This window comes from Streptomyces mutomycini, from assembly GCF_001700505.1.
GTDB lineage: Bacteria > Actinomycetota > Actinomycetes > Streptomycetales > Streptomycetaceae > Streptomyces > Streptomyces mutomycini.
Genome location: NZ_MAPV01000025.1, coordinates 32,915 through 45,818 on the forward strand (window position 1 = coordinate 32,915; position 12,904 = coordinate 45,818).

The window sequence follows — 12,904 nt, forward strand, 5'->3', positions numbered from 1 at the left end:
GTTAGCTGTTCACCCGGCCGAGGTAGTCGCCCGTACGGGTGTCGACCTTGATCTTCTCGCCGGTGGTGATGAAGAGCGGGACACCGATCTCGTAGCCGGTCTCCAGGGTGGCGGGCTTGCTGCCACCGGTGGAGCGGTCGCCCTGGACACCCGGGTCGGTGTGCTGGATGGTCAGCTCGACCGCGGCGGGCAGCTCGACGTAGAGCACCTCGCCCTCGTGCTGGGCGACGGAGGCGGTGAAGCCCTCGATCAGGAAGTTGGCGGCGTCGCCGACGGCCTTGCGGTCGACCATGAGCTGGTCGTACGTGTTCATGTCCATGAAGACGAAGTACTCGCCGTCCATGTACGAGAACTGCATGTCGCGGCGGTCGATGGTGGCCGTCTCGACCTTCACGCCGGCGTTGAACGTCTTGTCGACGACCTTGCCGGAGAGCACGTTCTTGAGCTTGGTGCGCACGAAGGCGGGGCCCTTGCCGGGCTTGACGTGCTGGAACTCGACGACGGACCAGAGCTGGCCTCCGTCGAGCTTGAGCACCAGGCCGTTCTTGAGGTCGTTCGTGGAAGCCACGGTTGCGGAGTCTCCTGGACTGAAGCTGGTGGACGACCGAGGATGCGCGCCGGAGCCTCCGCGAGGAGTTCTCCTAGAGCGCGAGCAGCTCCTTGGTCGTAATGGTGAGTAGCTCGGGTCCGCCGTCCGCCTCGGGGCGCACGACGAGCGTGTCATCGATCCGGACACCGCCCCGGCCCGGGAGGTGAACCCCCGGTTCGACGGTGACCGGCACGCAAGCGTCCAGTTTACCCATGGCCGTCGGTGCCAACTGCGGGTGCTCGTCGATTTCGAGTCCGACACCGTGCCCGGTACTGGGCTGGAGGCCCTCCGAGTGGCCCGCCGAGTCCAGGATATGGCGGGCCGCGCGGTCCACGTCACGGTAGGCGGCTCCGGGGACGAGAGCCTCCCGTCCGGCCCGCTGAGCGGCGAAAACAAGGTCGTAGAGCTCGATCTGCCAGTCCGCGGGGCTCGTCCCGATGACGAACGTCCGGCCGATCTCGCAACGGTATCCGCGGTAGTTCGCCCCGAGGCAGACTGAAAGGAAATCGCCTTCCTCCACCCTGCGGTCGGTGGGCCTGTGGCGGCCCTGCCCCGAGTTGGGGCCCGTTCCCACGGAGGTGGCGAAGGCCGGGCCGTCCGCGCCGTGGTCGACCAGCCGGCGCTCCAGTTCCAGGGCCAGATGGCGTTCGGTGCGGCCCACCAGGATGGATTCGAGGAGTTCGCCGAGCGCCTGGTCGGTGATCTCGGCGGCGATCCGCAGACAGGCGATCTCCTCCTCGTCCTTCACCAGGCGGAGCTGCTCCACGGTGCTGCCGAGGTCACGCAGGCGCACACGAGGGGCCACGGAGCTCATGGCGCGGTGGCGGGCGACGGTCAGATCGTGTTCCTCGACCGCCAGGGAGTCGGCGTGCAGGCCGCCGGCGAGACCTGCCGCCGCGACGACCGGATCGCCGTCGGCGTCGGGGAGGACGGTCAGCCGCAGCTGCTCGTCGGGGCGCCCGTGTGCGGGCTCCCCGGTCGGTGCGCGGGGGCAGAGCAGGACGTCCTCGCCGGGGCCCAGCAGCAGCACGGAGCCCGGCGGGGCACCGCCCGCGAGATAGCGGACGTTGGCGGGGCGGGAGACCAGGGCGGCCGCGGATCCGGCGGCGGCGTACCGGTCACGCAGCAGCCCGCGTCGGACGGCGTACACCTCTGACATGTTCCCGAGCCTACGAGCGCGGGCCGTGCCCCGCCCGGTCAGCGCACCCGACCGGGAACCGCGGGGCCGCTACCAGGCCGGGGGGCTGGCTATGGAACGGGCCAGTACGTCGTCGAGGACGCGTGCGGTCGTCTCCACGTCGTAGGTGGAGTTGTCGATGATGGGCAGACCTGAGCCGTACCAGCCGGCCATGCGGCCGTGGATCCGGGCGACTTCCTCGTCGGAGAGCCTGCGGTTGCCGCTGCGTGCCGCATTGCGCTCCAGGACGACCTCCAGGCCGGGCAGGAGGACCACGGGCAGCAGGCCCGGGCCCACATGGCGCTTCCAGCCCCCGAGGCCGACGACGGGCCGGTCCGGGAAGACGGCGTCGTCGAGGATGCAGGAGATGCCGTTGGCCAGGAAGTTACGGGCGGCGAAGCCGCAGGTGCGCCGGGCCAGGCGGTACTGGGCCTCGGAGTGGTCGTTCCATCCGGCCTGCGGATCGGCGAAGCCGGAGCAGACCCATTCCCGGACGTCGTCCAGGGACACGTGCGCGGTGGGAACCCGGCGGCGGGCTGCCCAGAGCCTGGCCACCGTGGTCTTGCCCGCTCCGGCCGGGCCGATCAGGAGCACGGCCAGGGTCGCGGCGCCGGTACCCGGCTCCGCGGGCGGCGCGGGCAGCGGGACGGGACCGCCGGGCGGGAGCTGGATGTGCCCGGTGGTCTCCCGGGAGGGCGGCACCGGGGTGTGCTGGGGCGCGGGTGGCAGAGGCCGGGGCGGCTGGGGCCCGGGCGGCATGGGCACGGGAGGCGGCCCCGCCTGGCCGGGGTGGCCTGAGTGCTGGGCCTGGTGCGTCCACGGTCCGTCTGCTGGACCCTGGGGCGGCGGCAGCGGGGCCCCCACTGCGTGCTGCATCCGGTGGCACTCCGTCTCGTACAGGCAACTGGCGCTGGTCGACGGCAACCGTACCTTCCCCGGCCGCCATGCGGTGAACGGGCGGGGAAGGCACGAAGTGCCCGGTGTCAGTCCGTCAGTTCGTCGGCCAGGGCACGCAGGGCGAGCCGGTAGGAGCCGATCCCGAAGCCCGCCACCGTGCCGGTGGCCACCGGGGCGACCACGGAGGTGTGGCGGAATTCCTCCCGTGCGTACGGATTCGAGATGTGCACCTCGATCAGCGGGGCGGTGCGCTGGGCGGCCGCGTCCCGCATTCCGTACGAATAGTGCGTGAAGGCGCCCGGGTTGAGAACGACCGGGATCGAACCGTCCGCCGCCTCGTGGAGCCAGCGGATCAGCTCACCCTCGTCGTTGGTCTCGCGGACCTCGACGTCGAAACCGAGCTCCTTGCCGAGGGCCTGACAGGTGTCGACGAGGCCGGCGTAGGACGTCGCCCCGTACACGTCGGGCTCGCGGGAGCCCAGCCGTCCGAGGTTCGGGCCGTTGAGCACGAAGACCCTGCGGGCGCTCACGCGGAGACCTCCCCGTAGGCGGCGAGCAGAACGGCCGGGTCGGGGCCCTCCAGCACGGTGGGCTTGCCGATGCCGTCCAGGACGATGAAGCGCAGCAGGTCGCCGCGGGACTTCTTGTCGACCTTCATGTTCTCGAGGAGCTTCGGCCACTGGTCGCCGCGGTAGGTGAGCGGCAGCCCGACAGACTCCAGGACGGCGCGGTGCCGGTCGGCAGTGGCGTCGTCGAGGCGGCCGGCGAGCCGGCCGAGCTCGGCGGCGAAGACCATGCCGACCGAGACGGCGGCGCCGTGGCGCCACTTGTAGCGCTCGTTCTTCTCGATGGCGTGGGCCAGGGTGTGCCCGTAGTTGAGGATCTCCCTCAGGCCGGACTCCTTGAGGTCGCTGCCGACGACCTCGGCCTTGACCCGGATGGAGCGCTCGATCAGCTCGGCGGTGTGCGGCCCCGCGGGCGTACGGGCGCCCTGGGGGTCGGCCTCGACGAGGTCGAGGATGACCGGGTCGGCGATGAAGCCGGCCTTGATGATCTCGGCCATGCCGGAGACGTAGTCGTGGACCGGCAGCGAGTCGAGCGCGGCGAGGTCGCAGAGCACACCGGTCGGCGGGTGGAAGGCGCCGACGAGGTTCTTGCCCTCGGCCGTGTTGATGCCGGTCTTGCCTCCGACCGCCGCGTCGACCATGGCGAGCACGGTCGTCGGTACGGCGATCCAGGGCACCCCGCGCAGCCAGGACGCGGCGACGAAGCCCGCGACGTCGGTGGTGGCTCCGCCACCGACCCCGACGATGACGTCGGTGCGGGTGAAGCCGGTCTGGCCGAGCGCCTTCCAGCAGTAGGCGGCGACCTCGACGGTCTTGGCCTCCTCTGCGTTCGGCAGCTGGATCGCGATGGCCTCGTACCCCTGGGCCGCGAGGTCCGCGCGGACGGCCTCACCGGTCTCGGCGAGCGCCTCGGGGTGCAGGACCGCGACACGCTTGGCGCGGTCACCGATGAGGTTCGGCAGCTCGCCGAGGAGCTGGCGGCCGACGAGCACCTCGTACGGGTCGGTGCCTGCCGTGCCGGCGATCTGGATGCGCGTGGTGCCCTGCTCGGTCATGCGTGTGTTCTCCCGGCCGGACGGCACGGCCTCGACCGTGCGCTCCGGCAGTTCCATTGCGTCGAGGACCGCCTGGGCGACCTCTTCGGGGGTGCGTGCGTCGGTGGCGACGGTGACAGTGGCCACTTCTTCGTAGAGCGGCCGTCTGGCGTCCATGAGCTCGCGCCACTGCCGTCGCGGGTTGACGGCGAGGAGGGGGCGGGCCGTGTTGAGCCCGACCCTGCGGACGGCCTCGTCCACGTCCATGGAGAGGTAGACGACCGGCCGGCCGGCGAGCAGAGCGCGGGTCTCCCCGTCGAGCACGGCGCCACCACCGAGGGCGAGGACGCCGGTGTGCCCGGCGATCGCGTCCCGCACCGCCTGCCGTTCCAGGGCGCGGAAGCGCTCCTCGCCCTCGTCGAAGAAGATCTCGGGAATCGCCTTGCCGGCCGCGGCCACGACGTCCGCGTCGGTGTCGCGGTAGGAGCTGCCCAGACGCTCGGCAAGCAGCTCACCCACCGTGGACTTGCCCACCCCCATCGGGCCGACCAGGACGATCAGGGGGCCGCTCACCGGATCTGGAGGTGGGAGAGGAACGACTGCACGTTGCGGTGGGTCTCGGCGACGCTGTCGCCGCCGAACTTCTCCGCGACCGCGTCTGCCAGCACCAGGGCGACCATCGCCTCGGCGACGATCCCGGCGGCCGGAACGGCGCACACGTCCGAACGCTGGTGGTGGGCCTTGGCCGCCTCACCGGTGACGACGTCGACCGTGGCGAGCGCGCGGGGCACGGTCGCGATCGGCTTCATCGCGGCCCTGACCCGCAGCAGCTCACCGGTGGTGAGTCCGCCCTCGGTGCCGCCGGCGCGGCCGGAGGTGCGCCGGATCCCGTCCTCGGTGGCGACGATCTCGTCGTGCGCCTTGGAGCCGGGCACCCGGGCGAGGTCGAAGCCGTCTCCGACCTCGACGCCCTTGATGGCCTGGATGCCCATCAGGGCGGCGGCGAGCCGGGCGTCGAGCCTGCGGTCCCAGTGCACGTGCGAACCGAGCCCGACCGGCACTCCGTACGCCAGCACCTCGACGACCCCGCCGAGGGTGTCGCCGTCCTTGTGGGCCTGGTCGATCTCCGCGACCATCGCCTTCGACGCCTCGGCGTCCAGGCAGCGCACGGGGTCGGCGTCGAGCCGCTCGACGTCGGAGGGCTTCGGGTGGACGCCGTAGGGCGCCTTCGCCGCAGCCAGCTCGACGACGTGGGAGACGATCTCGATGCCCGCGGTCTCCTTCAGGTAGGAGCGGGCGACGGCGCCGAGGGCCACACGGGCCGCGGTCTCCCGGGCGCTGGCGCGCTCCAGGACCGGCCTGGCCTCGTCGAAGCCGTACTTCTGCATACCGGCCAGGTCGGCGTGTCCGGGCCTGGGGCGGGTCAGCGGAGCGTTACGGGCCTGGGCGTCCAGCACCTCGGGGTCGACGGGGTCCGCCGACATGACCTGCTCCCACTTGGGCCACTCGGTGTTGCCGACCATGACCGCGACGGGCGAGCCCATGGTCAGGCCGTGCCGGACGCCGCCGAGGAAGGTGACCTCGTCCCTCTCGAACTTCATCCGGGCGCCGCGCCCGTAACCGAGCCGTCGCCTGGCGAGCGCGTCCGCCACCATCTCCGTGGTGACGGGGATACCGGCGGGAAGACCCTCCAGCGTCGCCACCAGTGCGGGGCCGTGCGACTCTCCGGCGGTCAGCCAGCGCAACCTGCTCAACGGTGCTCCTCATGCTCGCGCCTGTAACTGCGACGGCGCGACCGGGTGCGCGGCCCTGGCCCGCCACCCCCGATCCTCCCACGATCAGGAGGGCCGGCCCGCCTCCGGTCCAGCAGACGGACGGTTCACGGTACGTCTGCGACCGGGCCCTAGTCGCGTTCCCGTGCAGCGAGAGCCAGTTCGCCCGCCGCCCGCATGACGGCGAGCGGGCCCGGGCTGCGTCCGGTCATCTGCTCGGCCTGGAGCACCGCCTGGTGGACGAGGAGGTCGAGGCCCCCGACGACGATTCCGCCCCTCGCCGCCCAGCGTGCCGCCAGCGCGGTCGGCCAGGGCTCGTACAGCACGTCGAACAGCGTGCCGGGCGCCGCGGGGACGGCGTCCGTCAGGGCGTCCGTGGTACCGGCCGGCGTGGTGGCGATCACCAGAGGGGCGCGCAGAGCCTCGTCCGCCGCGGCCCAGTCAGCGATCCTGACCTCGACGCCGAGGCGCTCGCCCCAGCCGCGCATCTCGTCCGCCCGTGCCGCGCTGCGCACGTAGGCGGTGACCGGGCCGGTGCAGATCTGCGCGAGAGCGGCCAGCGCCGAGGACGCGGTCGCACCGGCGCCCAGGACGGCGGCGGACTCGACCTTCTCGACTCCGCGTTCGGACAGGGCGGCGATCATGCCGGGGATGTCGGTGTTGTCGCCGAGCCGTCGGCCGTCCTCCGTGAGGACGACCGTGTTGACCGTCTCGACCGCCGCCGCCGCGTCGCTGATCCCGTCCAGCAGCGGGATGACCGCCCGCTTGAGCGGCATCGTCAGGGAGAGCCCGGCCCAGGAGGAGTCCAGGCCCTCGATGAATCCGGGAAGGGCTGCCTCGTCCACGTCGAACCGGTCGTAGGACCAGTCGTCCAGGCCGAGTTCCGCGTACGCGGCGCGGTGCAGGACCGGGGACAGGGAGTGGGCGATGGGGGAACCGAGGACGGCCGCCCTGCGGGCCTCAGTCGAGGGCATCGAACTTTTCCTTGAGCTTCAGGAACTCGTCGTAGTCCCTGGCGAACTCGGTCTTGTGCTGTCCGTCGGTCGCCACGAAGTAGAGCCAGCCTTCCGCGGTCGGGTTCAGTGCCGCCGCCAGCGCCTCGGCGCCCGGGTTACTGATGGGTCCGGGCGTCAGACCCGGCTGCGTATACGTGTTGTACGGGTCCTTGTTCTTGTGAATCTCGGCCACACCGATGTTGATCTTGCTCTGCTTCTTGAGATAATTGAAGGACGAGTCGAATTGGAGCAACTGATTCGTCTGGGTGTTGGTGGGCTTGAGCCGGTTGTAGACGACTTCGCTCATCTTCCGGAAGTCGTCATGCGTCTTGCCCTCGGCCTGGACGAGGCTCGCGACGGTGAGCACCTGCCAGGGGCCGTCCAGATCGTACGTCTTGGCGGCCTTCTCGAGGTCGAGTTTCCTGTACTCGGAGTTCGCCCGCGCGACCATGCTCTTCAGGACCGTCTCCGGCTTCGCACCCTTCGACACCGGGTAGGCAGCCGGGTAGAGGAATCCTTCCATCGGATCCTTGATGAGAGGGTCTTCGTCCGCCCATTCGGGCAGGCCGAGACTGCCCGACTTGGTCTTGGCGACGTCGGCGGTCGTGCCGGCCTTGAGGCCCAGTTTTTCGTCGATCTTCTCGTAGACACGAATGTTGCGCGTTCCCTCGGGAATAACCAGCGAGTTCTGGCTCTTCGGGTTGAGCATCAGTTCGAGGGCACTGTCGCCGGACATCTCCTTCTTCAGGAGATAGACACCGGCCTGAATGGACTTCCCCTTGGGGTTTCCGTTCTGGGCGGAAAGGAAGGCGCCGGACGACTTCACGACGCCGGCCTTCTGCAGAATGCTCGCGATCTCGTTCCCGAAGGCACCTTCGGGGATCTCCACCTCGACCGTGCCCGTGCCGTCGCCCGCGTAGTCGGGGACCTCGCCGAACTGGCTCTGGTAGTAGGAGTAGCCGAAGTAACCCACACCGCCGAGACCGCCGACGAGTACCGCCGCGACGCCCAGGCACGCGCAGCCGTTACGGCTCTTCTTCTTGCCCTTGCCGCGGCGCTCGCCGCCGCTCCTCCGGGACTCGCGCGGGTCGTCGTCGTACTCGTCGTCCTCGCGGGACCCGGTGCGGGCGTCACGCCCGTCGGCCGGCTGGTCCGCGCCCGTGAAGAAGGGATGCGTCTCCTCCTGCGGCACATCCGGGTCCCAGTCCGGACTCCGCTGCTGCGCAGGCTCCTCGCGATGCCCCGGGGGCTGCGGCGGAGGGTAGGCGTCCGGGGTGCCGTAGTGGTCGGACTGCTCGCCGTAGCCGCCGGGGTTGCTGCCGTACTGGGGCTGCTGGGCCCCGTACGGCATCGCCGCCTGCTGGCCGGTGTCCCAGCCGCCGTCGTACTGCGGCTGCTGGGGCTGCCGGGGCTGCTGGGGCTGCTGGGGCTGCTGGGGCTGCTGCTGGCCGTACGGGTCCTGCGGGGAGCCGTGCTGCTGCTGGTACTGCTGCTGTGCGTACGGGTCGTGCTGCTGCGGCGGCTGCGCGTAAGGGTCCTGCTGGTAGCCCTGCTGGGCGTAGGGGTCCTGCGCGTAGGGCTGCTGCTGGCCGTCGTACTGGCCCTGGCCGTGGGCGGCCTGGTGGCCTCCCCATCCCTGGTCCCCGTACAAGGGGTCCTCGGGATGCCACGGTTCGGAGCCGGAGCCCCGGCCATACTCAGTCATCGATCCCCTTGAGCCGCGAGACGACGCTCCGTCTCTTCGCTTTGCTGTGCGGTGTCTGTTCGAACACCGGCGCATCGCGCGGAACGTTACCGTATCGCGATCAGACAACCACTTCGACGCCCTCGCCCGGAGCAGTGCCAGACGCCCGTTCGGACTCCAGAGCGTTCTGAAGGATCACCACAGCGGCAGCCTGGTCGATGACAGACCGTCCCTTCTTGGACTTCACGCCCGAAGCGCGCAGCCCCTGGGTGGCCGTCACTGTGGTCATCCTCTCGTCCACGAGACGCACGGGGACAGGCGCGATCGCCTGGGCGAACACCTGGGCGAAGGCGCGGACCTTCGCGGCCGCCGGGCCCTCGCCACCGCCCAGGGAGCGGGGCAGCCCGACGATGACCTCGATCGGCTCGTACTCCTCGACGATGCGGCCGAGCCGCCGGTGGGCGGCCGGGACGTCACGTCCCGGCACGGTCTCCACCGGCGTGGCGAGGATCCCGTCGGGGTCGCACGAGGCGACCCCGATCCGGGCGTCGCCGACGTCGACGGCGAGTCGGCGTCCACGGCGCATCTGCGGCATGTCCGGCGTCACGCCGTCTCGGTGACGAGGCGCTCGACAGCGGCGACGGCGTCGCCGATGGCGTCCGGGTTCTGGCCGCCGCCCTGGGCGACGTCCGGCTTTCCGCCACCGCCGCCGCCGAGGGTCTTGGCGGCGGTGCGCACCAGGTCACCGGCCTTGAGACCGCGCTCGCGTGCGGCCTCGTTGGTGGCGATGACGGTGAGCGGGCGTCCGTTGGCCGTGGTGAACAGGGCCACGACGGCCGGCCGGCCGCCCTGGATGCGTCCGCGCACGTCGAGGACCAGCTTGCGCAGGTCGTCGGCCGAGGTGCCGTCCGGCACCTGTCCGGTGACCAGGGCGACGCCCCGTACGTCCTTGGCGGAGTCGACCAGTCCGGCGGCGGCCGCCAGGACCTTCTCCGCGCGGAACTTCTCGATCTCCTTCTCGGCGTCCTTCAGCTTGCCGAGCATGCCGGCGATCTTCTCCGGGAGCTCCTCGGAGCGGCCCTTGACCAGCTCCTGGAGCTGGGCGACGACCGTGTGCTCCTTGGCGAGGAAGTTGTACGCGTCGACGCCGACCAGTGCCTCGATGCGGCGCACCCCGGAACCGATGGAGGACTCGCCGAGCAGCTTCACCAGGCCAAGCTGGGATGTGTTGCCGACGTGCGTACCGCCGCACAGCTCCTTGGAGAAGTCGCCGATGGTGACGACGCGGACCCGCTCGCCGTACTTCTCGCCGAACTCGGCGATGGCGCCCTGCTTCTTGGCCTCGTCGATGGACATCACCTCGGCCTGGACGTCGAGTTCCCGCGAGAGGACCTCGTTGATCTTCTGCTCGACGTCGGTGAGGACCGTGCCGGGTACGGCGGCGGGCGAGCCGAAGTCGAAGCGGAAGCGGCCGGGCGAGTTCTCCGAGCCGGCCTGGGCGGCCGTCGGGCCCAGAGCGTCGCGCAGCGCCTGGTGCGTGAGGTGGGTGGCGCTGTGGGCGCGGGCGATGGCGCGGCGGCGGCTGTTGTCGATGGCGGCGAAGGCGGAGGCCCCGACCGTCACCTCGCCGACCTGGACCGAGCCCTTGTGGACCGAGACGCCCGGGACGGGCTGCTGGACGTCACGGATCTGGATGACCGCGCCGGTGTCGAGCCTGATCCGGCCCTGGTCGGCGAGCTGGCCGCCGCCCTCGGCGTAGAAGGGGGTGCGGTCGAGGACGACCTCGACCTCGTCCCCCTCCGAGGCGGCGGGCGAGGGCACACCGTCGACGAGCAGGCCGACGATCTTCGACTCGCCCTCGTTGCTCGTGTAGCCGGTGAACTCGGTGACGCCCGAGTTGTCGGCGACCTCGCGGTAGGCGGACAGGTCGGCGTGTCCGGTCTTCTTGGCCTTGGCGTCGGCCTTGGCGCGCTCCCGCTGCTCCTTCATCAGACGGCGGAAGCCGTCCTCGTCGACCGCGAGGCCCTGTTCGGCGGCCATCTCCAGCGTCAGGTCGATCGGGAAGCCCCAGGTGTCGTGGAGCAGGAACGCCTTGTCGCCGGCCAGGACCTTGCCGCCGGCGGCCTTGGTCTCCGTGACGGCGGTGTCGAGGATGTTCGTGCCGCCCTTGAGCGCCTTGAGGAAGGCGGCCTCCTCGGCGAGGGCGACGGTCTCGATGCGCTTGCGGTCGGTGATCAGCTCCGGGTACTGCTGCCCCATGGTGTCGACGACGACGTCGACGAGCTCACGGACGACCGGGCCGGTGGCGCCCATCAGCCGCATGTTGCGGATGGCGCGGCGCATGATGCGTCGCAGGACGTAGCCACGGCCCTCGTTGCCCGGGGTGACACCGTCACCGATGAGCATCACCGACGTACGGATGTGGTCGGCGACGACCCGGAGGGAGACGTCGGAGCCGTGCTCGGCGCCGTAGCGCACGCCGGTGAGCTCGGTGGCCTTGTCCATGACGACGCGCAGGGTGTCGGTCTCGTACATGTTCTGGACGCCCTGCAGGATCATCGCGAGGCGCTCGAGACCGAGTCCGGTGTCGATGTTCTGCGACGGCAGGTCCCCGAGGATCGGGAAGTCCTCCTTGCCGTCGCCGGCGCCGCGCTCGTACTGCATGAAGACCAGGTTCCAGATCTCCACGTAGCGCTCGTCGTTGACGGCGGGGCCGCCCTCGACGCCGAATTCGGGGCCGCGGTCGTAGTTGATCTCGGAGCACGGTCCGCAGGGGCCGGGGACGCCCATGGACCAGAAGTTGTCCTTCTTGCCGAGGCGCTGGATGCGCTCGGCCGGGACACCGATCTTCTCGCGCCAGATCTGCTCCGCCTCGTCGTCGTCGAGGTAGACCGTGATCCACAGACGCTCGGGGTCGAGGCCGAAGCCGCCGTCCGCGACGGAGTTCGTGAGGGCCGCCCAGGCGAACTCGATGGCCCCTTCCTTGAAGTAGTCCCCGAAGGAGAAGTTGCCGCACATCTGGAAGAACGTGCCGTGCCGGGTGGTCTTGCCGACCTCTTCGATGTCCGGCGTACGCACGCACTTCTGCACGCTGGTGACGCGTGGGGCGGGCGGCTTGACCTCGCCGAGGAAGTACGGCTTGAAGGGGACCATGCCCGCGGGGACCAGCAGCAGAGTCGGGTCGTCCGCGATGAGCGACGCCGAAGGGACGACGGTGTGACCGCGCTCCTCGAAGAAGCTCAGCCAGCGGCGGCGAATTTCAGCCGACTCCATCAGTGGTCCTCATTCCGGTTGTTCGAGTTGCGGGGAAGTGTGCGGTGGGCGATGAGTTCGGGCTCGGCCGGTGCCTCGATACCGAGCGCCCCGCCCAGTTCGGCCTCGCGCCTGACCATGCCCTCACGCACGTCAAGGGCGAAGTCCTTCAGCTTGTGACCCGCCTCGATCGCCTTGTCGGCTGCCTGCGCCGCGAGGCTCTCGGGAGTCAGCTGCTTGATCTTGCGGTTGACCTTGGTGGTGGCCCAGACGCCGGCGGCTGCGCCGGCGGTGAACCAGAACGTACGGCGGAACATCGCTGGGTCAGTCCTTCTGTCCGCGGGGGCTTCGGCCGTTCCGCTTCTTTTGGGCGGACGGCACGGTACGGCCGACAATCACGCTGCGACGGGAGGCCCGGGCGGCCGGCTCCGGTTCAGGAGCGGTCCGGCGGCCCAGCGCCTGGCGCACCCCGTAGCCGAACGCGGCGACCTTCACGAGCGGGCCGCCGAACGTCGACGCGACGGTGGTGGAGAGCGCGGAGGCGTTGGACGTGACCTCCTGGACGTCGCTCGCGATGGCATCGACCTTGTCGAGCTGGGTCTGTGCGGAGCGCAGCGTGGCCGAGGCGTCGGCGAGCAGCGGAACAGCCTGCTCCGTCACGTCCGCCACCAGCGCGGTGGTCGCCTTGAGCGTCTGGGCCAGCCTCGCCAACGCCACGGCGAGGAAGGAAACCAGGATCGCCCAGAAGACAGCCACCAGGATGCCGGCCACCTCTCCACCGGACACAGTGCACCGCTCTCTGCTCGTCGCCCGCATCGGCCGGATCTTCTCCCGGCCGGTATCTGCCTGTCACTGCTCGGCCGGCGCGTCCCGCCACCACTGCCGATCGTCGTCCCCCGAGCCTATCGCGCCGGGCAGGACGCGCCGTACCGGATTAC

The 12,904-nt window shown here is 70.6% G+C and carries 12 protein-coding genes; all 12 read right to left on the reverse strand.

Going from position 1 to position 12,904, the window contains the following annotated elements:
• Nucleotide 1: 1 nt before the first annotated feature.
• On the reverse strand, nt 2-568 hold the full coding sequence (gene efp, locus BFF76_RS03655; protein WP_031097761.1) for an elongation factor P: 567 nt from the start codon (nt 566-568) through the stop codon (nt 2-4).
• A gap of 73 nt (nt 569-641) precedes the next feature.
• Nucleotides 642-1,748 carry a M24 family metallopeptidase gene (locus BFF76_RS03660; protein WP_031097759.1) on the reverse strand — a complete coding sequence of 369 codons (1,107 nt, stop codon included), beginning with the start codon at nt 1,746-1,748 and terminating at the stop codon, nt 642-644.
• 69 nt (nt 1,749-1,817) lie between these two features.
• A complete protein-coding gene (locus BFF76_RS03665; protein WP_031097757.1) occupies nt 1,818-2,642 on the reverse strand; it encodes a Pro-rich N-terminal domain-containing protein in 825 nt (274 codons plus the stop codon).
• Between the two features lie 107 nt (nt 2,643-2,749).
• Nucleotides 2,750-3,193: a type II 3-dehydroquinate dehydratase gene (gene aroQ / locus BFF76_RS03670; RefSeq protein WP_031097755.1), complete on the reverse strand. Its 444-nt coding sequence runs from the start codon at nt 3,191-3,193 to the stop codon at nt 2,750-2,752.
• A complete protein-coding gene (gene aroB, locus BFF76_RS03675) occupies nt 3,190-4,836 on the reverse strand; it encodes a 3-dehydroquinate synthase (protein WP_079122298.1) in 1,647 nt (548 codons plus the stop codon). Before aroB ends, aroQ begins: the two co-directional genes overlap by 4 nt.
• Nucleotides 4,833-6,017 carry a chorismate synthase gene (gene aroC / locus BFF76_RS03680; protein WP_031097748.1) on the reverse strand — a complete coding sequence of 395 codons (1,185 nt, stop codon included), beginning with the start codon at nt 6,015-6,017 and terminating at the stop codon, nt 4,833-4,835. The genes aroB and aroC overlap by 4 nt, the downstream gene beginning before the upstream one ends.
• A gap of 149 nt (nt 6,018-6,166) precedes the next feature.
• The gene (locus tag BFF76_RS03685; protein ID WP_065847151.1) at nt 6,167-7,009 is read right to left on the reverse strand and encodes a shikimate dehydrogenase; all 843 of its coding nucleotides are present in this window, start codon (nt 7,007-7,009) and stop codon (nt 6,167-6,169) included.
• Nucleotides 6,996-8,735 carry an endolytic transglycosylase MltG gene (gene mltG / locus BFF76_RS03690; protein WP_065847153.1) on the reverse strand — a complete coding sequence of 580 codons (1,740 nt, stop codon included), beginning with the start codon at nt 8,733-8,735 and terminating at the stop codon, nt 6,996-6,998. The genes BFF76_RS03685 and mltG overlap by 14 nt, the downstream gene beginning before the upstream one ends.
• A 100-nt stretch (nt 8,736-8,835) precedes the next feature.
• Complete coding sequence (ruvX, locus tag BFF76_RS03695) at nt 8,836-9,309, reverse strand: Holliday junction resolvase RuvX (RefSeq protein WP_199831492.1); 474 nt, start codon at nt 9,307-9,309, stop codon at nt 8,836-8,838.
• A gap of 8 nt (nt 9,310-9,317) precedes the next feature.
• A complete protein-coding gene (gene alaS, locus BFF76_RS03700) occupies nt 9,318-11,987 on the reverse strand; it encodes an alanine--tRNA ligase (RefSeq protein ID WP_065847155.1) in 2,670 nt (889 codons plus the stop codon).
• On the reverse strand, nt 11,987-12,283 hold the full coding sequence (locus tag BFF76_RS03705) for a DUF6167 family protein (RefSeq protein WP_031097738.1): 297 nt from the start codon (nt 12,281-12,283) through the stop codon (nt 11,987-11,989). The genes alaS and BFF76_RS03705 overlap by 1 nt, the downstream gene beginning before the upstream one ends.
• A 7-nt stretch (nt 12,284-12,290) precedes the next feature.
• The gene (locus BFF76_RS03710) at nt 12,291-12,737 is read right to left on the reverse strand and encodes a DUF948 domain-containing protein (RefSeq protein WP_065847158.1); all 447 of its coding nucleotides are present in this window, start codon (nt 12,735-12,737) and stop codon (nt 12,291-12,293) included.
• Nucleotides 12,738-12,904 lie beyond the last annotated feature (167 nt).

What these genes read in the sequence shown, in the direction of transcription:
- BFF76_RS03685 (WP_065847151.1), bottom strand. Translation starts at nt 7,009, where the DNA reads ATGCCCTCGACTGAGGCCCGCAGGGCGGCCGTCCTCGGTTCCCCCATC.
- alaS (WP_065847155.1), bottom strand. Translation starts at nt 11,987, where the DNA reads ATGGAGTCGGCTGAAATTCGCCGCCGCTGGCTGAGCTTCTTCGAGGAG.
- BFF76_RS03705 (WP_031097738.1), bottom strand. Translation starts at nt 12,283, where the DNA reads ATGTTCCGCCGTACGTTCTGGTTCACCGCCGGCGCAGCCGCCGGCGTC.
- ruvX (WP_199831492.1), bottom strand. Translation starts at nt 9,309, where the DNA reads ATGCCGCAGATGCGCCGTGGACGCCGACTCGCCGTCGACGTCGGCGAC.
- BFF76_RS03665 (WP_031097757.1), bottom strand. Translation starts at nt 2,642, where the DNA reads ATGCAGCACGCAGTGGGGGCCCCGCTGCCGCCGCCCCAGGGTCCAGCA.
- mltG (WP_065847153.1), bottom strand. Translation starts at nt 8,735, where the DNA reads ATGACTGAGTATGGCCGGGGCTCCGGCTCCGAACCGTGGCATCCCGAG.
- BFF76_RS03660 (WP_031097759.1), bottom strand. Translation starts at nt 1,748, where the DNA reads ATGTCAGAGGTGTACGCCGTCCGACGCGGGCTGCTGCGTGACCGGTAC.